Origin of the sequence: Ruminococcus sp. HUN007 (genome assembly GCF_000712055.1) — a bacterium.
Taxonomy (GTDB): Bacteria; Bacillota; Clostridia; order Oscillospirales; family Ruminococcaceae; genus HUN007.
The window spans coordinates 69,200-92,615 of the sequence record NZ_JOOA01000002.1 but is presented as its reverse complement, the minus strand read 5'-3'; the positions used below and the strand labels follow the sequence as shown (position 1 = coordinate 92,615).

Annotated in this window: 22 protein-coding genes, 1 tRNA gene and 1 pseudogene; 8 read left to right on the top strand and 16 right to left on the bottom strand. The window is 42.2% G+C overall.

Annotation, left to right across the window (positions count from 1 at the left end):
• The first annotated feature begins 223 nt into the window (after positions 1-223).
• Positions 224-1,060 (top strand): histidinol-phosphatase HisJ family protein, encoded by an 837-nt coding sequence (locus CC97_RS04475; RefSeq protein ID WP_044974007.1) that lies wholly within the window; start codon positions 224-226, stop codon positions 1,058-1,060.
• Between the two features lie 15 nt (positions 1,061-1,075).
• Positions 1,076-1,954 carry a 4-(cytidine 5'-diphospho)-2-C-methyl-D-erythritol kinase gene (gene ispE, locus CC97_RS04470; RefSeq protein WP_044974006.1) on the top strand — a complete coding sequence of 293 codons (879 nt, stop codon included), beginning with the start codon at positions 1,076-1,078 and terminating at the stop codon, positions 1,952-1,954.
• A gap of 183 nt (positions 1,955-2,137) precedes the next feature.
• Here ispE and CC97_RS04465 read toward each other — a convergent pair whose 3' ends face one another.
• The 14 genes and pseudogenes from CC97_RS04465 to CC97_RS04400 form a co-directional block, all read right to left on the bottom strand.
• Positions 2,138-4,528 (bottom strand): glycoside hydrolase family 3 N-terminal domain-containing protein, encoded by a 2,391-nt coding sequence (locus CC97_RS04465; protein ID WP_044974005.1) that lies wholly within the window; start codon positions 4,526-4,528, stop codon positions 2,138-2,140.
• A gap of 80 nt (positions 4,529-4,608) precedes the next feature.
• On the bottom strand, positions 4,609-5,556 hold the full coding sequence (locus CC97_RS04460) for an AEC family transporter (protein ID WP_044974004.1): 948 nt from the start codon (positions 5,554-5,556) through the stop codon (positions 4,609-4,611).
• Between the two features lie 99 nt (positions 5,557-5,655).
• On the bottom strand, positions 5,656-6,897 hold the full coding sequence (hflX, locus tag CC97_RS04455) for a GTPase HflX (RefSeq protein WP_044974003.1): 1,242 nt from the start codon (positions 6,895-6,897) through the stop codon (positions 5,656-5,658).
• Positions 6,898-7,006: 109 nt separating this feature from the next.
• Positions 7,007-7,639: a hypothetical protein gene (locus tag CC97_RS04450; protein ID WP_044974002.1), complete on the bottom strand. Its 633-nt coding sequence runs from the start codon at positions 7,637-7,639 to the stop codon at positions 7,007-7,009.
• A 22-nt stretch (positions 7,640-7,661) separates the two neighbouring features.
• Positions 7,662-8,949: pseudogene (gene purD, locus CC97_RS04445) on the bottom strand (phosphoribosylamine--glycine ligase).
• Between the two features lie 103 nt (positions 8,950-9,052).
• Positions 9,053-10,234 (bottom strand): phosphoribosylaminoimidazolecarboxamide formyltransferase, encoded by a 1,182-nt coding sequence (locus tag CC97_RS04440; RefSeq protein WP_044974001.1) that lies wholly within the window; start codon positions 10,232-10,234, stop codon positions 9,053-9,055.
• Positions 10,235-10,251: 17 nt separating this feature from the next.
• On the bottom strand, positions 10,252-10,971 hold the full coding sequence (locus tag CC97_RS04435; RefSeq protein ID WP_044974000.1) for an IMP cyclohydrolase: 720 nt from the start codon (positions 10,969-10,971) through the stop codon (positions 10,252-10,254).
• An 80-nt stretch (positions 10,972-11,051) separates the two neighbouring features.
• Entirely contained in the window at positions 11,052-11,675 is a 624-nt protein-coding gene (purN, locus tag CC97_RS04430; protein WP_044973999.1) for a phosphoribosylglycinamide formyltransferase, read from the bottom strand.
• A gap of 15 nt (positions 11,676-11,690) precedes the next feature.
• Complete coding sequence (gene purM, locus CC97_RS04425; RefSeq protein ID WP_044973998.1) at positions 11,691-12,725, bottom strand: phosphoribosylformylglycinamidine cyclo-ligase; 1,035 nt, start codon at positions 12,723-12,725, stop codon at positions 11,691-11,693.
• Between the two features lie 32 nt (positions 12,726-12,757).
• Complete coding sequence (locus CC97_RS04420; protein ID WP_044973997.1) at positions 12,758-14,179, bottom strand: amidophosphoribosyltransferase; 1,422 nt, start codon at positions 14,177-14,179, stop codon at positions 12,758-12,760.
• Positions 14,180-14,182: 3 nt separating this feature from the next.
• Entirely contained in the window at positions 14,183-14,899 is a 717-nt protein-coding gene (gene purC / locus CC97_RS04415; RefSeq protein WP_044973996.1) for a phosphoribosylaminoimidazolesuccinocarboxamide synthase, read from the bottom strand.
• 59 nt (positions 14,900-14,958) lie between these two features.
• Complete coding sequence (gene purE / locus CC97_RS04410) at positions 14,959-15,462, bottom strand: 5-(carboxyamino)imidazole ribonucleotide mutase (RefSeq protein WP_044973995.1); 504 nt, start codon at positions 15,460-15,462, stop codon at positions 14,959-14,961.
• A 335-nt stretch (positions 15,463-15,797) separates the two neighbouring features.
• Entirely contained in the window at positions 15,798-17,150 is a 1,353-nt protein-coding gene (locus CC97_RS04405) for an OFA family MFS transporter (RefSeq protein ID WP_044973994.1), read from the bottom strand.
• Between the two features lie 175 nt (positions 17,151-17,325).
• Positions 17,326-18,312, bottom strand: a complete 987-nt coding sequence (locus CC97_RS04400; RefSeq protein ID WP_044973993.1) for a Gfo/Idh/MocA family oxidoreductase — start codon at positions 18,310-18,312, stop codon at positions 17,326-17,328.
• 374 nt (positions 18,313-18,686) lie between these two features.
• Here CC97_RS04400 and CC97_RS04395 point away from each other — a divergent pair, with 374 nt between their 5' ends.
• The 6 genes from CC97_RS04395 (at position 18,687) to CC97_RS04370 (ending at position 22,062) form a co-directional block, all read left to right on the top strand.
• Complete coding sequence (locus CC97_RS04395) at positions 18,687-19,244, top strand: MotA/TolQ/ExbB proton channel family protein (RefSeq protein ID WP_044973992.1); 558 nt, start codon at positions 18,687-18,689, stop codon at positions 19,242-19,244.
• A 12-nt stretch (positions 19,245-19,256) separates the two neighbouring features.
• A complete protein-coding gene (locus tag CC97_RS04390; RefSeq protein WP_044973991.1) occupies positions 19,257-19,814 on the top strand; it encodes a hypothetical protein in 558 nt (185 codons plus the stop codon).
• Positions 19,811-20,392: a hypothetical protein gene (locus CC97_RS04385; protein WP_044973990.1), complete on the top strand. Its 582-nt coding sequence runs from the start codon at positions 19,811-19,813 to the stop codon at positions 20,390-20,392. The genes CC97_RS04390 and CC97_RS04385 overlap by 4 nt, the downstream gene beginning before the upstream one ends.
• Complete coding sequence (locus CC97_RS04380; RefSeq protein WP_044973989.1) at positions 20,392-20,820, top strand: hypothetical protein; 429 nt, start codon at positions 20,392-20,394, stop codon at positions 20,818-20,820. The genes CC97_RS04385 and CC97_RS04380 overlap by 1 nt, the downstream gene beginning before the upstream one ends.
• Positions 20,821-20,835: 15 nt before the next feature.
• Positions 20,836-21,801: a hypothetical protein gene (locus CC97_RS04375; protein WP_044973988.1), complete on the top strand. Its 966-nt coding sequence runs from the start codon at positions 20,836-20,838 to the stop codon at positions 21,799-21,801.
• A gap of 189 nt (positions 21,802-21,990) precedes the next feature.
• Positions 21,991-22,062, top strand: a tRNA-Gln gene (locus tag CC97_RS04370).
• A 50-nt stretch (positions 22,063-22,112) separates the two neighbouring features.
• Here CC97_RS04370 and nudC read toward each other — a convergent pair.
• Positions 22,113-22,934, bottom strand: coding sequence for an NAD(+) diphosphatase (nudC, locus tag CC97_RS04365; protein WP_044973987.1), 822 nt, complete (start codon positions 22,932-22,934; stop codon positions 22,113-22,115).
• Between the two features lie 2 nt (positions 22,935-22,936).
• Positions 22,937-23,410 (bottom strand): low molecular weight protein-tyrosine-phosphatase, encoded by a 474-nt coding sequence (locus CC97_RS04360; protein ID WP_044973986.1) that lies wholly within the window; start codon positions 23,408-23,410, stop codon positions 22,937-22,939.
• Positions 23,411-23,416: the final 6 nt, after the last annotated feature.

Here is a 23,416-nt window from a genome sequence, read left to right as displayed (position 1 = left end):
TTGAATATTTGCAAGATGATGCACATCGATTTTACCTTAATATTACAGCTTAAATCACTTAAATTTTCTTTTTGATAATTCCAATTGAATACCACTTTTAAATATGATATAATTATTTTGTATTGTTTATTCAGGAAATACTGCAATGGTATTTATCCGATATTCCGCTCCGGCTAATATCTGAATACTTTGAAAAGTGTTTTCTGCAGAAAGGAAATCCATAATGATCGATTGTCATACACACACAGCAGTTTCTCCGGATGCAGAAGGAGATGTTCTTTCTTCATACAGACAGGCTTCAGGTCTTGGGCTTAAAGCGCTTGCAGTCACTGAGCACGTCGAAGCAAACCGTCCTGAAGGTCCGGAAAATTATACTACAGTTCACACAAGTGACGAGCATTATTTCTATAACCGGGATATTTTCCATAAGTCAATGGAAACAAATCATGAAGTCTTAAAACATATTGCCGGAGATACCGTTTTTATAAACGGCACGGAACTCGGGCAGCCGACACACAACTTCGATTTTGCCGATGAAGTCGTTTCTGACGAAAGACTTGACTTTGTAATCGGCTCAATGCATGAACTTAAGGGCAGAGATGACTTTGCGTTTCTTGATTACCGAAAAGAGGATCCTGAAAAGATCCTTGGGGAATATTTCGAAGAGATACTGGCAATGTGTAAATGGGGGAAATTTGATGTTTTAGGACATCTCACCTACCCTCTCAGATATATCTGCGGCGAACAGGGCATACCTGTGAATATAAATAAGCACGAAAACATCATCAGAGCAATATTTACTGAGATCGCTTCGATGGATAAAGGCATTGAGATAAACACATCCGGCTTGCGTCAGGATTACGGAAAGACTTTCCCTGCCCTTGATCTTGTGAAACTGTACCGTGAATGCGGCGGAAAGATCATTTCACTGGGATCTGACGCTCATAAAACCTGCGACATCGGCAAAGGCATAAAGGAAGGCATGGAGATTGCAAAGGCTGCCGGTTTTTCGAGGATCTTTTACTTTAAAAAACATGTACCGTACGGTATTTCAATATAAGGAGTCTGGAATAATATGAGTAAAACTTTATCTTTAAAAACGTATGCAAAGATCAATCTTACGCTTGACGTAACCGGAAAAAGAGAAGACGGCTATCACAACATCGACAGTATTTTCGAGGAAATCTCCATTTATGATACAGTAACAATCTCACTTAATGACAGCTCGGAAATTACAGTATCGTGTAATGTACCGGGTATACCTTGTGATGAAAGGAATATAGTTTACAAAGCCGCTTCCATATTTTTTGAAGAGACTGGTATAAAAAATCCGGGCATACACATTGATATTGAAAAGAACATTCCAAGTCAGGCCGGTATGGGCGGCGGAAGTACCAATGCTGCCGGTGTTTTCAGAATTCTTGATAAGCTTTTCGAAACACATCTTGGTAACGAAAAACTGTGTGAGATATCTGTACGTTCAGGCGCAGATACACCGTTTTTCATAAGAGGCGGACTTGCACATATAAGCGGAATAGGTGATATTATCGGACCCCTCTCTCCTCTTTCCGAACACTTCATTGTTGTCGCAAAAGGGACGGAAGGCGTTTCCACACCTGCTGCTTACCGTGAGATCGATTCACTTGAAAACGTTCCGCATCAGAATACAGAAGCTATTCTTAAAGCCTGCAGAGATGATGACATTAACACACTTATGGCTAATGCGCTCAATACATTTGAGCTTACCAAACTTCCTGATGACATTGCAAAGATCAGAGATATTATGAAGATACACAATACCACTGGAACGCTCATGACCGGAAGCGGCGCTGCTGTATTCGGTATTTTCACCGACAAATCAAAAGCTGAGGCTGCAGAAAAGGAACTTGCTGCACTCTATCCTTTTGCAATGTTATGTTCTAATATTTGTCCCGAAAGAAATAACTTTTCATGATCAGACAATAAAGTCTGAAAAATTATTCACTTATAAAGAAATCAGCACATCAGGCTCACATTTCCATGCAAAGCCTGATGTGCTGATTGTTTATTTGCGTGGCTTCACCCTGTACTCCATGCTGATTTAAAACATTTCAGAGTTTCCTTAAGACATCAGTTTAGACCGTAATTTTTAATCTGATTATCGTTTTTCCACCTTTGATACTTCTTCAAGGAATCTTTCAAGATGCTGGTTTATTTCTGTATCAGAATCATCGATTTTCGGGAATATCTCGTAAAGTTTCTTTTCAGGAGTATATTTGTATGCACTTTCAAGGATTCCGGTATCATAGTCTGCAAGTTCCCAGAATCGGAAAAGCAGTTCCTTAAGTGCAGGATTTTCATAGAATACCTTCAGCCGTGAATTCAGTCCGTATGAATAAGGACTTGTTCCCTGTTTATAGACTCTCTTTATTGCGGCAACATCTTCAGCTGCGGATGATGTTGCAACGATAATATCGAAATATCCTTCTTCGCAGATGAACCTGTCATAGTCAGGATCGTAGTATGTGAAATCCTTTTCCGTAAGGGCAAAGTCAAATCTTTCCGTCTGGCCCGGTTCAAGATATATCTTTTTAAAAGCTTTCAGCTCACTTTCCGGTTTCCTGCAGGTAGAATATACGTCGCTTATATAGATCTGTACTACCTGAGCTCCGGCAGTTTTACCCGTGTTGGTTATCTTTCCGCTGACAGTGAGTCTTTCGCGGAAGCGTTCCTTCGAAGTGCATACATCAGTGATCTTAAATGTTGTATATGAAAGACCGAAGCCGAAATTATATGCAGGCTTGATCTTTTTCTTTGCGTAGTATCTGTATCCGATGAAAATTCCTTCACCGTATGAAACTTCGCCTCCGTCACCAGGAAAATTGATAAAGGTAGGAGTATCTCTGTAATGAGCAGGAAATGTTACCGGAAGCTTTCCTGAAGGATTGACTCTGCCGGTAATAATGTCAGCCATTGCCCTGCCTCCCTGCATGCCAGGAAGGAACATACAGAAAATACCGTCCACATAAGGTTCATATTCAGAAAGTGATACCGGCCCGCAGACATTAAGTATCAGCGCAATTCTGAAACTCTTTAACTGCTGTTTTTCAAGTATAAGCTCACGCAGTACAGCCTTGTCGCGTTTATCGAGTTTCATATTCTCCCTGTCATTGCCCTCCATACCGGTAAGTGAAGCAACAACGATAACAGTTTCATTGTTCCCTTTTATACGTCCGGTGATCTGTGGATGGACTGAAACTCTGCTTTCACCGAGGATCTTTATGAGCTCTTCAGAAAATGAGGTGTTTCTGTCTGTAATTACAGCAGCACTTCCTTCACCGCAGGTCAGAAGTTCCTCACAGCCTGTTCCCGTGATAATTATTTTATCATCACCGTCCGGATCAAACGGAAAGATATTACGTGTATTTTTTAAAAGCACTATACCTTCAGATGCTGCTCTGTATGCAGCTCTGTCAGTGCGCTCTTTAAGTTCAGCGGCGTTTTTATATTCCGGTTTATATAATTTCTTCTTTTCATCGAGATAATCAATGAGTTCAAGCATATTCAGCACAGCTTCATTGAGCTTTTCCACCGAAGCAATGCCGTCCTTTACCGCCTGTGAATAAGTATCTGTTACCTTCTCGTCAGGAGGTCCCGGCATTGAAAGGTCATTTCCAGCTTCAACCGCGCCTATATGGTCATTTACAGCGTTCCAGTCTGAAATAACTACCCCGTCAAAGCCCCATTCATCTCTGAGCTTGTCGTGAAGAAGTTTTCTGTTCTCGGAACACGGTACCCCGTTTATTCTGTTGTAAGCGCTCATAACAGTTTTTACCTCACCGTCCTTGACGCAGGCACGGAATCCCGGAAGATATATCTCCTCGAGAGCACGTTTTGAAACGGAAACATTTACACCGGTCCTGTTTGTTTCCTGATTGTTTACCGCAAAATGCTTTACATTTGCAGCAACCGGATATTTCTGAACGCCTTTTATTAGTTCAGGAGCAAGAGCAGATATAAGATACGGATCCTCGGAATAGCCTTCGAAAACCCTTCCTCCGAGAGGATCACGGTGAATATTGATATTTGGTGTACCAAGGAGAATATCGATACCATAGGCAGCAGCTTCAGCACCGAGTGCTTCACCCGTTTCCCTTACAGTATCAGGATCAAAAGTTGCAGCAAGAAGAATTCCCGGCGGAAAACATCCCGGTGACATATCTGGCATACCTGTAAGGTCATCAAGTTTTTTCTTTATTATATCCCTGATCCTTTTTTCTTCTTCATTCAGTCTTTCTTCGTGATAATAGTTTTTAATTACATTTGAAAGAATTTTTCCCTGCGGTTTTATCTTCTCATCATTTTCATCACGGGTAAAAAAATCCCCGAAAAGCTGTTCGAAATTGATGCCGGTCCCGCCGTCAAGAAGCTGAAGTCTTCTTATTCCTAGTTTCCAGAACTCTGCTGTCCCGAAAAATGAAGCACCGTGTACCAGAGCGACTTTATCAGAAATAGTCATCTGACTGATCTTGCTTTTTTTTGAATCCATATATTTATCCCCCTGTTTTCCTCAAAAATCTTTGGAAATGCTGTTTTAAAAAAAAATGCTTTCCCCGTATCTCTATATTATCAGATTACATTCAGAATATCAAGACATAACGGGATCGTTATAATTGAAACGAAAGTAGTTACAAAAACCGTCTTTGCAGCAAGTTCCTCGTCTTTTTCGTATCTTCCGGCAAGAAGAACTGCTGTATTTCCGACAGGCATTATCATAAGAATGAACATTACCGCTCTTATCAGGTCATCACTAACTGTAAGTTTCAGAAGCGGCCATAGTATAAATGAAAATGCCACCTGACGTACCACAGTAAATAAATACACATGCCAGTCGTTAAATATGCTCTTTACCGGTATCTTTGCAAGTGTCGCGCCTATCACGAGCATTGCAAGTCCGGAAGTAAGACCGCCTATTGTACTGCAGAATCCTGTAAGTACTGTCGGATAATGAACCGGCAGGAAATAGAGAAGCACAGCGGCAAGCGAGCACAGTGTACCCGGCGTGAGAAGGTGCTTCAAATCAATAAGAGAAGTTACAGAACTGCTTCCCTTCTGTTTTCTGCCGTCATAGTTTATCATAACGATGCCGACAGTGAAAACAAAAATATTGAAAAATACGTTGACGACAGCTGCATATATCATAGCTTCTGAACCGAATAGCGCATTGATGACCGGATATCCCATAAATCCGGTGTTTGAGAACATGCACATAAACATGTATATTCCCTGCTGCTTAGAAGGAAAATGAAGCAGTTTGACTGTAACTATACTCAGAACTGTCATGAACACGTACAGAGCAAACGAAAAAATGAAAACTGCACCTACTTTACCGTAATCCTTCTCGCCGTCGTCTTTCATGACTGAAGCAAGTATCATAAGCGGTAGAGTTACATCAAGCAGAAGCCTTGTGAGTTTCTGAGTGAACGGAACATCAATGTATTTAAGTTTGAAAAGAACATACCCTGCACCCATTATCATAAAAAGCTGGATAAGCTGTTCCAGCAGAACTGTATTCATATTTAACATCCTTTCGCTGACAGTGATTCACTGATCAGAACGATTTAAGCCGGCGAGGAAAATGCAGGGTTTCCCCGTTTCCTTAACAGACCATGGTTCTTATTCTGTAAGGTACTGTTCGCAGAGCTTCTGCAGTCTTATATCCACGAGCGCTTCTGTGATCACGCCGTTTTCTGCGTATTCTTCATTAATTACTCTGCCGTTTTCACGTATCTTTCCTGTAAGTCCTGTCTGGCTGTAAGGAATAAGAAGTTTCATTTTCCTTAATGTCTCAGGCAGATTTGCAACCACAAGAGAAAGAAGTTCATCAAACCCTGTTCTGTTTATTGCCGAGATCCTTACCTGCGGTACGTCAGAAGGAAGTTTGATCAGCGGTTCGCCTTTATCGCATTTATTGAGAACATATATATGAGGAGTTTCCTCACATCCGAGTTCAGCAAGAAGATCATGAGTGACCTTTATCTGTTCAGCTGCCTCCGGCGATGATGAATCGATGATCTCGATAATGAGATCTGCTTCCGCTGCTTCTTCAAGCGTACTCTTGAAAGCTTCAACAAGACTGTGAGGGAGTCTTCTGATAAGTCCTACAGTATCAATAAGCATAACGCTTCTTCCGTCAGGAAGTTCGATCGAGCGTGAGGTTGTGTCAAGGGTTGCAAAAAGCTTGTTCTCTGCCAGAACACCGGCTTCAGTAAGGGCATTCAGAAGAGTTGACTTGCCTACGTTGGTATATCCGACTATGGCCGCAGTAAGTACGCTGTCCTTCTTTCTTCGTGCTCTCATTCGTTTTCTGCGCTCGCCGAGGTTCCTAAGCTCCTCCTCAAGAGCAGTGATACGGCGTTTTATATGACGGCGGTCAGTTTCAAGCTTGGTTTCACCAGGGCCTCTGGTGCCGATACCGCCTCCGAGACGTGACATCTCGACACCCATACCGGTAAGGCGCGGCAGCCTGTACTTCTGAAGTGCAAGTTCTACCTGCAGTTTACCTTCACTTGTTCTGGCTCTTGCAGCAAAAATATCGAGAATAAGCATTGTTCTGTCAATTACGCGGACGTCGGTAATATCTTCGATATTTCTGATCTGTGTTGCACTAAGTTCATGGTCAAATACTATGAGTTCTGTTTCAAGTTCCTTACAGATATCCGCAAGCTCCTCAAGTCTTCCCGCACCCATGCAGAATCCCGGATCGAAAGCAGGCTTTTTCTGTGTAATAACACCCACAACTTCACCGTCAGCAGTTTTCGCAAGCTCTTCAAGTTCGGCTAACGAGCTTTCAATGTCATATTCTCCTGTGTCAACAGCAGCGAGAATGACTTTGGTTTTCTTTGTTTCCTGATCCATCAGTTCTCCTTTTATATTTATCGTGCATAGACGCAAACGCAGATATGCATATCGTTTTTATTATTATAAAAAACATGAACCAAATATTTCGGTTCATGTTTTTTAATCACTATTCAAAAAATCCTGAATCTGAAAAAGTCTTCTGTTCTTCTCCGTAACAGTCCGGATATATTACGCCTCTGTTGTCATAAAACAGAATAACGGAAAACAGAACTATATACGCAATGGAATTAACAAGAACAGAAGCGTACACACGTACATTGAATACTATCGCAAAACATGCAAGCATGCATATTATTGCTGCTACAGTTGTGGCTTTCTGTAAAACCGTGTTTTCCTTTTCGATGAGCATATAGAACATAACTACTGCCGTTGAGAATACACAGTGTGAAATAATAAGTGCTTTTGAAGCTGGTGTGTAGAACTCAGAAACATCGATCAGGTTGAAATCGCAGATCATAATAATAAATTCCATCAGAAAATAGACGGACATAGCGATCTTCAGCGGCAGACGGCCTCTGAGTTTAACTGCATAGCCAACCACGTTCAGCAGCATAAGCAGAAAACCTGATACTTCAATTGCATAGGCAATAGCTTCAACTACAGGTACAATGTTGCCTGTTCTGAGGTAGTAGGAATAATAGATGAGAGTTACGATGATGAACAGAACAAACATGCTGTTGGCAAGAAGACCTACCCATGTAAGTCCTCTGAAGGTTTTGATTTTGTCAAGACGGCTCAATCAGATCACCTCACATCGGGTTTTACTGATCTTCAGCTGCAAGAGCTCTCGCACCGATATCAGTACGGAAATGATGATTTTCAAATGAAATTTTCTTTACACAGCTGTACGACTGATCAAGAGCTTCCTTAAGTGTCTTGCCGGTTGCAGTTACGTTAAGTACACGTCCTCCTGCTGTAAAGAACTTTCCGTCATCATACTTTGTGCCGGCATGATAAACAAATGCACCGCTTACCTGTCCCTTGGCATCAAGACCGCTAATTTCCTTGCCGGTCTCGTATTTTTTCGGATATCCGCCGCTGGCCATAACAACACATGCTGCAGATTCATTTTTCCATCTTACGTTTACAGTATCAAGCTTGTCATCATATATAGCCATCATGATGTCGATGATGTCTGTATCAAGAAGAGGAAGTACTACCTGTGTTTCCGGATCACCGAAACGGCAGTTGTATTCAATAACCTTAGGACCCTTTGGTGTGATCATAAGGCCGAAGTAAAGGCATCCCTTGAATGTTCTGCCTTCATTGTTCATTGCTTCAATAGTAGGTCTGAAGATAGTCTTCATACATTCTTCAGCAACCTTGTCTGTATAGTAAGGGTTAGGAGCTACAGTTCCCATACCGCCTGTGTTGAGACCCTGGTCACCGTCAAGAGCTCTCTTGTGATCCATTGAAGAAATCATCGGCTTAAGTGTCTTGCCGTCTGTGAAACAAAGCACTGAAACTTCAGGACCTGTAAGGAATTCTTCAACAACGATCTTTGAACCGCTTGCACCGAAGATCTTGTCTTCCATAATAGACTTGACTGCATCCTCAGCTTCCTCAAAGTTCTGGGCGATTATAACGCCCTTTCCGAGTGCAAGACCGTCAGCCTTGATTACTGTAGGATACTCGTTCTTTTCCTTGATGTAGTTTACAGCTTCGATAGCTGATGAGAATACGTTGTATTCAGCAGTCGGAATATTGTACTTCTTCATAAGATCCTTTGAAAAAAACCTTGCTGCCTTCTATGATTGCAGCAGCCTTGTTAGGACCGAATGTTGCAAAACCTTCCTTGTTAAGGGCATCGACCATTCCGAGTACGAGCGGATCGTCCGGTGCTACAACTACAAGATCAGCATTTACTTTTTTAGCGAGTGCAACAACACCTTCAATATCAGTTGCCTTGACATCGCTGAAACATTCAGCGTATCTGGAAATACCGCCGTTACCAGGTGCACAGTAAATTTTATCAACCTTTTCACTTTCATGTATCTTCATTACAAGAGCGTGCTCACGTCCGCCGCCGCCGATTACGAGTACATTCATGGGAATAATACCTCCTTGTTATATAAACGTATATCGCAGCTGCACAATGTACACTGCGATATACTGATATAAAATCTGATTAGTTCAAATAGTGTTACGGTTATCAGTGATGGAAAAGTCTGATGCCTGTAAATGCCATGGCAATGTTGTACTTGTTGCATGTCATGATAACATGATCATCTCTGATTGATCCGCCTGGTTCAGCAATGTAAGCAACACCGCTCTTCTTGGCTCTTTCGATGTTGTCGCCGAACGGGAAGAATGCGTCGGAACCAAGGCATACATCCTTGTTCTTTGCAAGCCATTCCTTCTTTTCAGCAGCTGTAAGAACCTCAGGCTTTACCTTGAAGAGTGTCTGCCATACGCCGTCAGCAAGAACATCTTCGTATTCGTCAGAGATGTAAACGTCAATTGTGTTATCTCTGTCAGGTCTTCTGATGTTGTCAACAAACTGGAGACCCATAACCTTTGGATGCTGTCTTAACCACCAGATATCAGCCTTGTTGCCTGCAAGTCTTGTGCAGTGGATTCTTGACTGCTGACCAGCACCGATACCGATAGCCTGACCGTTCTTAACGTAGCATACTGAGTTTGACTGTGTATATTTAAGTGTGATAAGAGCGATAACGAGGTCATCCTTCTTGTCATCCGGAATATCCTTGTTGTCAGTTACGATATTTGTGAGCATGTCATTGTCGATCTTCAGTTCGTTTCTTCCCTGCTCGAAAGTAACACCGTAAACCTGCTTTGTTTCTACAGGCGCCGGAACATAGTCAGCATCGATCTTTATGATGTTGTATGTACCTTTTCTCTTGGACTTAAGGATCTCAAGAGCTTCATCTGTGTATGAAGGTGCAATGATACCGTCAGAAACTTCTCTCTGGATCATCTTTGCTGTGCATGCGTCGCATTCATCAGAAAGAGCGATGAAGTCACCGTATGAGGACATTCTGTCTGCGCCTCTTGCTCTTGCATATGCTGCAGCCATTGGTGTGAGTTCGCCGAGATCATCAACAAAGTAGATCTTCGCTTCAGTTTCTGTAAGCGGCTTGCCGATAGCTGCACCTGCAGGTGAAACGTGCTTGAATGATGTAGCTGCACAGTAACCTGTAGCTGCCTTAAGTTCCTTTACAAGCTGCCAGCCGTTGAAAGCATCAAGAAGATTGATGTAGCCCGGCTTTCCGTTAAGAACTTCAATTGGAAGATCCCTGCCGTCAGCCATGTAAACTCTTGACGGCTTCTGGTTTGGGTTACAGCCGTATTTTAAAAGCATTTCATTTGCCATTTGTTTTTCCTCCACAATCAGATCTTTTCAAATTTGTTTATGATCTTAGTTTCTTCAGCGCCTGTTGCAATGTCAATGTAACGAACGAAAAGAGAAACCTTGTTGTCAGCATTAAGAGAATTCCAAAGCTTATCTGCAAATTCATTTATGTCATCCGGAACAGAGATCTTTTCAGGTTCGCCTTCAAAGCTTGGAAGCGGATTTCCGTCACCCATATATGTGTGGATGAAGTGACCTGTACCTGCGATAGGTGCAGCATAGTTGTATGTGAATCTTTCTACGCATGATGGATCGCCGTCTGCAGACTTGAGAATAGACATTGAATAATTGTACTTACCGTTTTCGATCTCCATGATACCAGAAATTCTTGGTGTGTAGTTCGGAGCATCGTCTTCGTATTCTCTTTCTCTGAGAGACTGTTCGAAAGTCTGGCCCTTAGCCATGTTATCGTAGATAGTATCCGTCTGATCACCGTTTGTAACTATTGTGATGTTACCGAGCTTCCTTACCGGTGCATAAATGATAAGGTGCGGATCAGAGAGCTTTGAAGGATCAGCAGCTTCTGTTACGATACCGTCATCAGTAGCTGTAAATACACGGTTACGTGAGTTTACGCTTCTTCCCATGATGAAATAAGCAGTCGCAGCTTTCTTTCCGTCAGCTGATCTGCCGATAACTATACCTCTGCCAGGATATGAATTCTTTTTAAGTTCTTCATAAATGTCGAGCATTTTCATAAGTATGGTTTCTCCTATTTTTTTATTACAGAGTACTTCCGGAAGAACTGTCCGCCGGAAGTACACATCAGTTTGTTAAATCAGTCAACGTAAGCTTTTCCGTTGCGGATCGAGATACGGTCTTCACAGAAAAGTGAAACAGCCTTAGGAAGCAGCTTCCATTCAACGTTTTCCATTATTCTTTTCTGAAGAACTTCAGGTGTGTCATCATTTTCAATGTTTACCGTACCCTGAAGTATGATCGCACCTGCATCAGCTTCTTCGTTTACAAAGTGAATGGTAGCGCCTGAGACCTTGACACCGTATTCGAGAGCTTTTTCATGAACCTTGAGTCCGTAGAAACCTTCACCGCAGAATGACGGGATCAGAGCAGGATGAACGTTTATGATCCTGTAAGGATACTTTTCAGTAACGCACCTGTCAAGTATAGTCATAAATCCTGCAAGAACTATGAGGTCTGCCTTCTGGTTATCAAGTTCTTCAAGTATTGCCTTACTGTAAGCGACACTGTCTTTGTATTCCTTTCTTGGAATAACTACAGTGTTTATTCCTGCCTTTGATGCTCTTTCAAGAGCGTAGGCTTCAGGATTAGATGAGATAACACAGGTGATCTTCCCGTTTTTTATCTCGCCGCGTGCTTCAGAATCGATAAGTGCCTGAAGATTAGTGCCGCCGCCTGATACGAGAACAACGATATTTTTCATCGATTATCCCCCGTATTACTTAATAATTACGCCTTCTTCGCCGTTTACGAGTTCACCGAGAATGTAAGCGTCTTCACCGGCAGCCTTAAGAGCAGCAATAGCCTTGTCTGCATCGTTCTTGTCTACAACAACGATCATGCCGACACCCATGTTGAATGTATTGAACATGTCTCTTTCAGGAATATTGCCTGTCTTAGCGATAAGATCGAAGATAGGAAGTACCTTAACAGCTGATCTTTCGATAGAAGCTGTGATGCCTGCAGGAAGTGAACGCGGAATGTTTTCGTAGAAACCGCCGCCTGTAATATGTGAGATAGACTTTACATTTACAGCCTTAAGAAGTTCAAGAACAGGTTTTACATATATCTTTGTAGGTGTAAGAAGAACTTCACCGAGAGTCTTGCCAAGATCACCGTAGTGACGTGCGAGGTTCTGTTCGCTTACTGTAAACACCTTTCTTACAAGTGAGAATCCATTTGAGTGAACACCGCTTGAAGGAAGAGCAATCATAACGTCCCCTGCCTTCTGTGTTTCATTTCTGATGATCTTGTCCTTGTCAACAACACCAACTGTGAAACCAGCGAGGTCATATTCATCTTCAGGATAGAAACCAGGCATTTCTGCAGTTTCGCCGCCGATAAGAGCAGCACCTGACTGTACACATCCTTCAGCAACACCTGAAACGATGTTTGCCACCTTTTCAGGATAGTTCTTGCCTACTGCAATGTAGTCAAGGAAAAAGAGTGGCTTTGCACCGCAGCAGATAACGTCGTTTACACACATAGCAACGCAGTCGATACCAACTGTGTCGTGCTTGTCCATAAGGAAAGCGATCTTGAGTTTTGTACCAACGCCGTCTGTACCTGAAACGAGTACCGGCTTGCTGATACCAGTAAGATCAATTTCATAAAGGCCGCCGAATCCGCCGATGCCTGAGAGAACTCCGCTTGTCATTGTCTTTGCAACATGAGCCTTCATGAGCTCTACAGCCTTATAACCAGCTGTTACGTCAACGCCGGCTTCTTTATAGCTTTCTGAAAAACTTTTCATTTATTATCCTCCGTATGAGTTGTTTGTCCGCGTCATTCCTTGCCGTCCCAGCAGTAGCTGCAGAGGTTGCATGCCGGAAGACCGATTGCCTTTACAGTTCCTTCAAGTGACTGGAACTCAAGAGATGTAAGCTTAAGTCTCTTACAGATCTCGTTTCTGAGTCTCTGGCCGCGTTCAGTGTTTGTATCGCTGTATTCAGCAATGTACTTAACGCCTTCTTCGCCTTCGAACTCATCAATTATTTTTCTTGCGATAAGATCAAGTTCTGAATTGCTTCTTGAGAAGTTGAGATATTTGCATCCGTACATGATAGGCGGGCATGCTGATCTCATGTGAACTTCCTTCGCACCGTTTGCGTAAAGGAATTCAACTGTTTCGCGAAGCTGTGTACCTCTTACGATACTGTCATCAACGAAAAGAAGCTTCTTGCCGCTGATAAGTTCGTGTACCGGAATGAGCTTCATCTTGGCAACCTGATTTCTGATTGTCTGGTTCTGAGGCATGAAGCTTCTCGGCCATGTAGGAGTGTACTTGATAAATGGTCTTGCAAACGGGATGCCGCTTCGGTTAGCATAACCGATAGCATGCGGAACACCTGAATCCGGGATACCGCAGATATAGTCAACATCAGGAAGCTTGCCGTTTGCCATATCCTGCTCGGCCATTATCTCACCGTTCCTTGTACGCATAACTTCTACGTTTACGCCTTCATAAACAGCTGTAGGATAGCCGTAGTAGGTCCAGAGGAATGAACAGATCTTAAGATCGTTTGTTCTTTCTGAAAGAATGTCGTAACCCTTTGAAGTAAGATTGATTATTTCTCCAGGTCCGAGTTCGTAGCATGTCTCATAACCAAGCTTCTGGTATGAGAATGATTCGAATGAAAGGCAGTATCCGTCATCACGCTTACCTACGAGGATCGGGAGTCTTCCCTCTTTGTCTCTGGCAGCAATGATACCGTCCTTTGTGAGTATCATGAGTGATACTGTACCGTTTATTTTCTGCTGAACGTATCTGATACCTTCAGTAAATGTTGGCTTCTGAGCGATGAGAGCACCTACAAGGTCGCTTGAGTTGATGCTTCCGCTGCTCATTGTTTCAAAACTTGCGCAGCCTGAATCGAGAAGTTCCTCTTCAAGTTCGCGTGCATTGTTTATGATACCGATTGTACAGACAGCATATACACCAAGCTTTGAACGAACAAGGATTGGCTGAGGATCTGTGTCGCTGATGCAGCCGATACACATGTTGCCTTCCATGTCCTCAATGTCTTTTTCAAACTTTGTTCTGAAAGGAGAATTCTCGATGCTGTGGATAGCTCTCTGAAAACCCTTTGCTGCAGAGTAAGCGGTCATACCGCCTCTTCTCGTACCGAGATGTGAATGATAGTCAGTTCCGAAGAACACATCTGTTATACAGCTGTGTTCTGAAGCAGCTCCAAAAAATCCGCCCATCGATTATTCACCCATAAGTCTCTTCATGATTTCCTGGTAAGCTTCTTCAACGCCGCCCATATCTCTGCGGAAACGGTCCTTGTCGAGCTTTTCATGTGTTGTGCTGTCCCAGAAACGGCATGTATCAGGTGAGATCTCGTCAGCGAGAATGATCTGATCGTGGAAACGGCCGAATTCGATCTTGAAGTCGATGAGGTCGATGTTCATCTTCTTGAAGAAATCCTTCATGAAGTCATTTACCATGAAAGCGTACTTTGTGATTGTTTCGATTTCTTCCTTAGTAGCAAGGCCGAGACCAAGTGCATAGTAGTCATTGATGAAAGGATCGCCGAGGTCATCGTTCTTGTAGCTGAATTCGAGTGTAGGCTGCTTGAGAGGTGTGCCTTCTTCAATGCCGAGCTTCTTTGAGAAGCTTCCTGCTGCTACGTTTCTTACGATTACTTCGAGAGGAACGATCTCAACCTTCTTAACGATGGTTTCACGGTCGTTGATCTCCTTGACAAGGTGTGTAGGAACGCCGGCTTTTTCAAGAAGTCCGAACATGTAGTTTGTCATTCTGTTGTTGATAACGCCCTTGCCGGCAATTGTACCCTTCTTTTCGCCGTTGAATGCTGTAGCATCATCCTTGTATGATACGATTACATAGTCAGGATCAGATGTTGCGAATACCTTCTTAGCCTTTCCTTCGTAAAGCTGTTCAGTTTTCTGTAAATTTTCCATAATAATAACTCCGTTTCCCGCTGTTACGCGATATGTATTACTTTAATTTATTATTAAAATCAGATAAGTTCCTTGATGGTATTCTGGAGCTTCTGATCCTTTTCAGCGATTGTCTTTTTCATCTGAATCTTCATGTCTGTAAGCTTTGCAGCAAGATCACTGTCTGAAAGGGCAAGAATCTGAACTGCAAGAAGTGCAGCATTGGCTGCACCGTTTATAGCAACTGTTGCTACAGGAACGCCCTTAGGCATCTGTACTGTTGCAAGAAGTGCATCCATACCGTCAAGACGTGATGACTCCATAGGAATTCCGATGACCGGAAGAATAGTATAGGCTGCAAGAACACCTGCGAGATGAGCTGCCATACCTGCTGCAGCAATGATAACACCGAAACCGTTTGCTGCTGCATTCTTTGAAAACTCAGCTGCTTCTTCAGGTGTACGGTGAGCTGACATTACATGTATCTCAAACTCAACACCAAAATTCTTAAGTTCCTTTGCTGCATCTTTAACTACAGGAAGATCACTGTCACTGCCCATAATTATAGCTACTTTCTTTGCCATGTCTGAAATAACCTCCTAAAACAAATATAACTGCGACATAGTCACAGTTATTAGAATACAATATATCTATAAAAATTTACAGGTATGCTGTTACTTGAAGAACATGAAGAAGAAAATGATATTCTGTAATTCATAACAACACCTCATAAATCTGATTATACAGTCGTCTACAAAATATTATACAATATTCTATTCGTTTTTTCAACACTTTTGTCAAAAAAAAATTTATAAAACTTGACCTTAAAAAAACAGTTTTTTATACATTACATCAAAACAAAACCCCGGAACCTTTGAAGCGGGTTCCGGGGAATCAGTGTTTCCTTAATATTTTACTGTTACTTCTTTTCAGCTGCAAGAGCCTTGTCAGATTTACGAACGAGGAAGAGTGAAAGAAGAAGAGCAACTATATAAAGTGCTATTGTGAAATAAAGAACGTTCTGGTATCCTACAGGATTGATCATGATAGCCTTGCCTGTAGCGTCAGTACCGTGTTCAATGAACTCACCTGAGTGGTTTACAATGTATGTAGCAACCTGATTACCTGTGAGTCCGGCAAAAGCCCATGCTGAAAGTGTGATACCGTGGATAGCGGAAATAGAGCTCATTCCGTAGTGGTCAGAAAGAAGTGTAGGAACGTTTGAGAAGCCACCGCCGTATCCAGCGTTTACAATGAAGATGAGTGCAAGTACGAGGAAGATAAGAAGTCCGTTGCCTTCGCCGTTCTTGATACCCTGAGTTAACATTACAAGACCTGTAAATGCGATAGAAAGTATAAAGATAAGCTTGTAGATAGTGTTTCTGTCCTTCATTGTGTCAGCCCATGCAGAGAAACCAAGACGTCCGCCTGCATTGAATACTGCTGAAATAGTTGAGATAAGACCTGCATAAGCTACGAGACCTACACACTTAACGATCATCTTTTCCTGAGAGATAAGAGCAAGACCACATGTAATGTTGATGTAGAACATTACCCAGATACCGATATAGTTTGTGATAGGCTTTGTCTTAAGAGTAGCCATGATAGAAGGCTTTTCGCCCTTGCCTGTAGGTTCAACCCAGCCGGCAGGCTTTGCAAGGAGAAGATGACCAACGAACATCATTACGAAGTAAACACCTGCAAGGATGAAGAACATCTTGTAGATACCTGTTTCACCGAGGCCTTCGAGCATACCCTGCATAATTGGTGAAGCGATAGCCTTGGCAGCACCGAAACCGGCAACAGCAAGACCTGTTGCGAGACCTTTACGGTCCTGGAACCAGAGCATAAGTGTCTTTACAGGTGAAAGATAACCTGTACCAAGGCCTATACCCATGATAAAGCCGTAGCAGATATAAATGCCTACAAGAGCAAGAGGACTGCCCTTATGTAAACCGCCGTATCTGATGAAAAATCCTGTTCCGGCCATACCTACTGAAAAACAGATAGTAGCGATAAGAGATGATTTGTGGATATCCTTTTCAACAACGTTGCCGAGGAAAGCCGCAGACATTCCGAGGAAGAAGATAGCGAAGCTGAATGCCCATTCAACCGCACCCTTTGAATAGCCGATATACTCTGAAATTTCCTGTGAGAAGATCGACCAGCAGTAAACCGTACCGATACTGCAGTGCAGAAGCAGTGCGGGAATAGCGGCTCGCACCCATTTGTTTGAACGCCAGCCACTATTAGTTGTGGTTTCATTACCCATTGAGTAACACTCCTTTATCAAATTTTGCAACAGGGTTTACGCCCGACGCATATATGATTTATTATACCAAAAATCGGCTTTTTAAACAATAACATTTTGGTTACAAATCAGTTACATTTTGATTTCCGGAGTGTTTATTCCCTTCTCAGAAATTACAGATACAGAAATGAATGTATCAGTTTTCCTGCGGGAACTTCAATCCCCACTGCTTTCTGCATTCGTCCATTATTTTCATGATTTCAATTGTTCCCTCATGAGGAACGAGTGCGCTTTCCTTTAAGCCTTTACGGAGACATTCATGAACCTCACGTATTTCGTATTCATATCCGTTTATCTCCGGCTCGCAGATGAATTTTTCCGTAACCTGTGCGTTATTGTCATAGAGCAGCGCTTCGCTTGTACAGTGAAACCAGTTTCCGAGAGTTATAAAACCTTCGGTTCCTGATACCATTGCGTTATTTGAAAGCTGAAGACGGAAACCGTTATCTGCGGAAACAAAACGTCCGTCACTGTACTTTAAAAGAATGGTGTTGTTGATATCCACTCCGTCACTGCTTATTTCGGCCTTGCTTATTATTTCATCCGGATATCCGAAAATCGCATGTGCAAATGTAAGCGGATAAACTCCGAGATCAAGAAGTGCACCGCCTCCGCGGTCAGCACGGAAAAGTCTGTCGTTTTTATCGTAAGGAATGTAGTTGCTGAAATCTGCCTTTATGAAGTTCGGTCTGCCGATTTTTCCGGAATTTATCCATTCAAGCACCTTAAGATATACCGGACGGCACTTCATCCACATCGCTTCCATGAAAAAAACATTCTTTTCCTCCGCAAAGTCAATGATCTCCTTTGTCATTGAAGCATTTAAAGAAAGTGATTTCTCGCAAAGGACGTTCCTGCCGTTTTCGATGCAGAGTTTTGCATCATCGTAATGTGACGCCATTGGTGTTGCGATATAAACAACATCAACATTTTCATCCTCAGCAAGTTCCCTGTAACTGCCGTAAGCTTTTGCAGCTCCGTTTTCCGAAGCGAATTTTTCAGCTTTTTCAGAAGTTCTTGAAGCGACTGCATAAAATTCCGCGTCTTCAGTACCTCTTATCGCTTCCGCAAAAGTACGTGCTATTTTTCCTGTTCCTATTATGCCCCATCTTATTTTATCCATATATACCTCTTTTCTGATGCGAAGCCTGATGATATTCAGTGCCTTCATTAATGATTAAAAACGAAATCGACAAATCAATTGTCACTGACTATAATTATACTGCACTTTATTATTTGCTTCAAGTAGATTTGAGCGAAGAACACTTGAATTTCATCTCTTAATAATGTAAAATTAGAATAGCACACAGAAAATAATTTTACGTTCGGTTTAACCGGTTTATTTACGTAAATACTATGGAAACGCTGATTTATTCATAAATCAGCGTAGGGGACCGGGGCGAAGCCCCGCAAATTCCCCTTCCGGAAATCCGGCGAAGCCGGATTTCCGATTTAATCAGTGTTTCCCTATAATAATAAATTTTAAGGAGAATTATGATGGCAGCTTTTTTAGAAGGACTTACTAATCCGGGAAACGTAATAATAATTTGTCTCGGTATCGCACTTTTTCTTGCAATGTATAAGAACTACACTGTTCTTTCAGGACATAAAAATCATATAAATGAACTTATTACAAGGCAGAACCGAAGATACCGCACCAATCAGGATACTCACGAACTTGAGGAAATAGATGATGAAGATTCATCCGTTACACCTGATACAATACGCAAACACGAAAACGAATTTGATAAATCCAACTCATGGCATAACGTTTTTGCGCAGCTTATACCTGTTTTTCCGCTTATGGGTGTTCTCGGTACAGTTTGGGGCCTCGTTCAGGAAGTAGCTGCGGACAATATTGAAAAAATGCTTTCCTCACTCAATACTGCAATGACTACTACCCTTTCAGGCCTTATTTTCGCTATTGGTCTTAAAATATTCGATGCATTCTGCCCTTCCAAAACTATAAATGACGTAGATGTAATGCTCGAAGACTACTACAAGAAACTTGACTTTGCCAAAATGTACGAAACAAATAAAGATGACGACAAGTAAGGTACATTAAACATGAGAAGATACAAACGTAATAAAAAGAACGATATAATCATCGATCTGACTTCCCTGCTCGATGTTATTTTCATTGTCCTGCTCGTTGTAATGGCCGGACAGTTCACTGCATCTAAAAGTCAGGAAAACACACTTGCAGAGCAGCAGGCTGAAGCAGAAGCGATGATGGAAGAAGCGGAAAATAATATTGCAGTTTACGAAAATATGATCGATACAATGGATAATGTAAACAAATACATTATCGCTGTATCTATTGCTGTTCCGTATAATAAAGAAGAACTCCACAAACGTGAAATAAAGCTGCTCGCCGAAGGAAATGAATTGAAATCTTTCCCGCTTGTCGGCAGTGACACAGAAGAATCTTTTAATGAGTTTAAAGAAACTCTCGAAGGATTCATTAAATCAAATACCGACTCACCTGTTATTCTTTCTCTCAATGACGACGATGAGAAAATACTCTACCGTGATGAAAAAGCCGTAACAGAGATCCTGAACGAACTTTCAGGCAAATACGGCAATGTTTACATCAAGGGAAATCTCAGTGAGGTCATGCCATGATACCAGTTATTCTTGTAGTTCTTGGTCTTCTGATGGCTCTTGCCGGGATCATAGGCTTACTCCTGATAGGCTTTTCTCCTGTTGTGGTAAAAATACGTTCCATTTTCGGCCTTCTCGAACTCGAGGAAGACAAGCGCACAAAGGTGTTCCGTAAGAAACACAGACGTGAACTTGCTTCATATTCCATGATCGCATCTCTTGCCGGTCTCGCTCTTGCTTTTATCGGCTGGTGCTGGGGTTATGCCCAGAAAGGTGAAGACTTCTGGTTTTACCGTAAATATAAACAGCATTATATTTCTGAGGAAACTCCCGGTGAATGGGACAAGATTTCCGAAGACGGAAAATACATCGACAATAACGGAAACAAGTACACTTACTACATACTTGTCAGGGGAAATGAAATCAGATTCTGTAAGGACGAATGCAGAAATACTGATGATCTGCGTGATAAGCTTGACCTTGTACCAAGAGAAAATACCGTAATAATAGCTGACAGCTATGCAGTTGCCTCAAAGTATGAAGCTGTTAAGGCACTGCTCAAAGAAATGGGATTTAAATACGAAACGGAAGAAGTATAATGAAAAAATCACTTAAAATCATTTTTCTGCTTGCGACTGTACTTGCCCTGTGTTCATGGGGCGAAAAAGCTGTTGAACTTCTTGACAGCCGTAAACTCATAGATCTTGAAAAAGCAATCGAGATCTCATCTCCGGGCGGAGCAGCTGTTTTTGAAGATGAGGGAAACGACTCAGATACTGAACAGTCCGGTTCACAGAATTCATCTTCAAAAATGCTTGTGATAACAGTCCGCGACGAAAAAATAACATACAATCAGAAATCTGTATCCGGTGCAGAAGAACTTGCAAAAAAAGTCAGCATGGATCTGAAAGACGGAATGAAGATCAGCCTTGTGGATGACTATGCCGAAGCGCACGTTTACCGCGATGTACTTAAGGCTCTGAAAGCAGTACGCTCAGAACACGATTTCGAACTTTCATTTGAATAAAACGGAGGACAGGCTATGATCAGAAATAAACATAATATTCTGGCTGTGATAATACTGCTTGTCACTGCCATTTCTCTAAGCAGTTTCACTTTATTCAACTCATCGGTTGAGATAGATACATCGGCAAACCGTGTTTACAGATATATAACTGTCGATGCACTTCTTAATGATTTTTCCCGTGACAGCAAATCTGCTCAGGCGAAGTACAATAACCAGTTCGTTCTTCTGTCCGGACTATTCGAAAGCTCTGACAACAAAGGATTGTCTGTAATGGACGAAGACTACAGAGCAATTAAATGTACCTTCGATAAAAACAAGTCGTTTAATCTGAAATACTCTTTCAAGGACAAGATCGCAGTTTACGGAAGAGTTAGCTGTACGCTTGGAAAACCTGAACTTACAGAAGTACGAAAAGTCATCGACGCTCCTGTTGTCAGATCATCCGAGATCTACTACACCCTTGACGGAACATCTTTCGACAAAACAGCTTCGACGGAAAGAACACTTGGCGGCGGCAGAGTAAAATACTATATTCCATCCGGATGGAAAAAGATCGAGGCTGATATAGCTAAAAACGATCTTGGAATAATCGAAGGATATCAGTACGTGCTCAACAAAACTCCGGGCAATACCAGCGAAGTACCGGAATCACTGTTTGTCTGCTACTTTGACAAGGATCTTTTGAAAACAACATCAGACATAAAAAGCACTGAACAGGTAGAAAAGGCGATCATAGGCAACATTAACCCAGATGAAAAGATCGGTTCCTTCCCTTCCGCAAACATTACCACCTATTACGGCGCAAGGTATCAGTACTACAGCGGCAAGTACCAGCGCGGAGCCGGTCAGGCATACAGAACCGAATATGTGTTCCAGCCGGACGGTGAAAACGGGATCCTTATGTTCCTCTATCTCTATCCGAACGACAATAAATATCTTTCAGAAGTAATTCTCACGACAAGATTTGCCGAAATAAACTGATAAAACAGTAACACCCTGAAATACGTTATTTTAACACGTAAATCAGGGTGTGTTTTTCTTAATAATGCTTTGTTATCCACGATATTTCTAAAAAGCGGACTGGACAGATATTTTAATGAAGCTATTGACTTTTACCTGCTGTTTATGATATAATATTCCAAGTGCTTTTCTCTAAATGCACTGTAATTATGGGGCATAGCCAAGCGGTAAGGCAACGGACTTTGACTCCGTCATTCCCGGGTTCAAATCCCGGTGCTCCAATAAAAACAACCTTCGTGATCAGCGTATCTGAGATCACGAAGGTTTCTTTTTTATATGCGGCCGTCTTTGAACGCCATCATCATTTCATTTGTAAGACTGTTTCGTCCCGGCTGAAGAACGACATCTTCACGCTTTACCCATTCTGCATACTGAAGTTCGTTTTCATCCATTTTAATTTCAGTATCGCCGTCCACTTCACAGAAAAATCCGGCAAGAAGATCACTCGCCATTCCCCACGGCTGTGACTTGTAGTATCTGATATTCTTAACGCGGACACCAGTCTCCTCCATTACCTCTCTGGCAACTGTTTCTTCCAGCGTTTCGCCGATCTCAGTAAAGCCGGCAACAAGGGCATTGTGCTGATATCCTTTTCTGTAACGGGTGATAAGAATGCTGTCACCGTTTATTACACCGACAATTACAGCAGGCATAATTCTCGGATAAGCAGTATTTCCGCACTCAGGACAAACCATAGCCCTTTCCTTATCAGATAGGTTCATCCTTTTTCCGCATCTGCCGCAGAAAGTAAAATCACGGTACCAGTCACTTAAATGCTTACCGGTCATCACCGCAAATTTATGATGATTTTCAGCTTCCTTCAGATCACGGATCTCTCTTACATCAGTGAATTTATATCCCGGAAGTTCATCCTTGAAAGTTCTTGTAAGAAAATAAGCAGTGTCATCCAGCCTGAAGAGAAAAATGAATTCATTATCCATTCCGATCTCCTCAGCACTCGGTATTCTGAACCATCCGTTTGTATCAGCAAGAACTTTCGGTCCGTCAAATACAAGAACCGGACTGTTCGGTGAAGGAACTGCTTTCAGGTCGTACTGATTATTAAGTTTATGCGGGTAAATGTCCTGTATCATAATCAAAAATTCCTTTCCTTTAAAAACTCCAGAAGTCCTTTGCATCCTTCCTCAATATCACTGTAAGCCCTTCTGAAATCACCGCTGTACCACGGATCCGAAACATCATCAGAACGACCGGCAAATGTCATCATCTTATATATCTTATCATCATAACGGTTACCGAGAATGCGCTTCATATTACGTATATTCATGGTATCCATGCCTATAAAGTAATCGTACTTGTCACCGTCCGAAGCATGCAGCTGCACAGCGCACTTCCCGTCCGCACTGATTCCATGCTTCTTCAGCTCAGCTTTCGCCGGTGGATAAACCGGATTCCCATGCCCGTGCCAGATTTCTTCCGTACTGGTCGCACTCGATGCAACAGATATCTCATCTGACAAGCCAGCTTCATTTACAAGCTTCCTCATTACAAATTCAGCCATCGGCGAACGGCATATGTTGCCATGACAGACAAACATAATCTTTATCATAGGTAT

What these genes read in the sequence shown, in the direction of transcription:
- CC97_RS04475 (WP_044974007.1), top strand. Translation starts at nt 224, where the DNA reads ATGATCGATTGTCATACACACACAGCAGTTTCTCCGGATGCAGAAGGA.
- ispE (WP_044974006.1), top strand. Translation starts at nt 1,076, where the DNA reads ATGAGTAAAACTTTATCTTTAAAAACGTATGCAAAGATCAATCTTACG.
- CC97_RS04465 (WP_044974005.1), bottom strand. Translation starts at nt 4,528, where the DNA reads ATGGATTCAAAAAAAAGCAAGATCAGTCAGATGACTATTTCTGATAAA.
- CC97_RS04460 (WP_044974004.1), bottom strand. Translation starts at nt 5,556, where the DNA reads ATGAATACAGTTCTGCTGGAACAGCTTATCCAGCTTTTTATGATAATG.
- hflX (WP_044974003.1), bottom strand. Translation starts at nt 6,897, where the DNA reads ATGGATCAGGAAACAAAGAAAACCAAAGTCATTCTCGCTGCTGTTGAC.
- CC97_RS04440 (WP_044974001.1), bottom strand. Translation starts at nt 10,234, where the DNA reads ATGGCAAATGAAATGCTTTTAAAATACGGCTGTAACCCAAACCAGAAG.
- CC97_RS04435 (WP_044974000.1), bottom strand. Translation starts at nt 10,971, where the DNA reads ATGAAAATGCTCGACATTTATGAAGAACTTAAAAAGAATTCATATCCT.
- purN (WP_044973999.1), bottom strand. Translation starts at nt 11,675, where the DNA reads ATGAAAAATATCGTTGTTCTCGTATCAGGCGGCGGCACTAATCTTCAG.
- purM (WP_044973998.1), bottom strand. Translation starts at nt 12,725, where the DNA reads ATGAAAAGTTTTTCAGAAAGCTATAAAGAAGCCGGCGTTGACGTAACA.
- CC97_RS04420 (WP_044973997.1), bottom strand. Translation starts at nt 14,179, where the DNA reads ATGGGCGGATTTTTTGGAGCTGCTTCAGAACACAGCTGTATAACAGAT.
- purC (WP_044973996.1), bottom strand. Translation starts at nt 14,899, where the DNA reads ATGGAAAATTTACAGAAAACTGAACAGCTTTACGAAGGAAAGGCTAAG.
- purE (WP_044973995.1), bottom strand. Translation starts at nt 15,462, where the DNA reads ATGGCAAAGAAAGTAGCTATAATTATGGGCAGTGACAGTGATCTTCCT.
- CC97_RS04405 (WP_044973994.1), bottom strand. Translation starts at nt 17,150, where the DNA reads ATGGGTAATGAAACCACAACTAATAGTGGCTGGCGTTCAAACAAATGG.
- CC97_RS04400 (WP_044973993.1), bottom strand. Translation starts at nt 18,312, where the DNA reads ATGGATAAAATAAGATGGGGCATAATAGGAACAGGAAAAATAGCACGT.
- CC97_RS04395 (WP_044973992.1), top strand. Translation starts at nt 18,687, where the DNA reads ATGGCAGCTTTTTTAGAAGGACTTACTAATCCGGGAAACGTAATAATA.
- CC97_RS04390 (WP_044973991.1), top strand. Translation starts at nt 19,257, where the DNA reads ATGAGAAGATACAAACGTAATAAAAAGAACGATATAATCATCGATCTG.
- CC97_RS04385 (WP_044973990.1), top strand. Translation starts at nt 19,811, where the DNA reads ATGATACCAGTTATTCTTGTAGTTCTTGGTCTTCTGATGGCTCTTGCC.
- CC97_RS04380 (WP_044973989.1), top strand. Translation starts at nt 20,392, where the DNA reads ATGAAAAAATCACTTAAAATCATTTTTCTGCTTGCGACTGTACTTGCC.
- CC97_RS04375 (WP_044973988.1), top strand. Translation starts at nt 20,836, where the DNA reads ATGATCAGAAATAAACATAATATTCTGGCTGTGATAATACTGCTTGTC.
- nudC (WP_044973987.1), bottom strand. Translation starts at nt 22,934, where the DNA reads ATGATACAGGACATTTACCCGCATAAACTTAATAATCAGTACGACCTG.
- CC97_RS04360 (WP_044973986.1), bottom strand. Translation starts at nt 23,410, where the DNA reads ATGATAAAGATTATGTTTGTCTGTCATGGCAACATATGCCGTTCGCCG.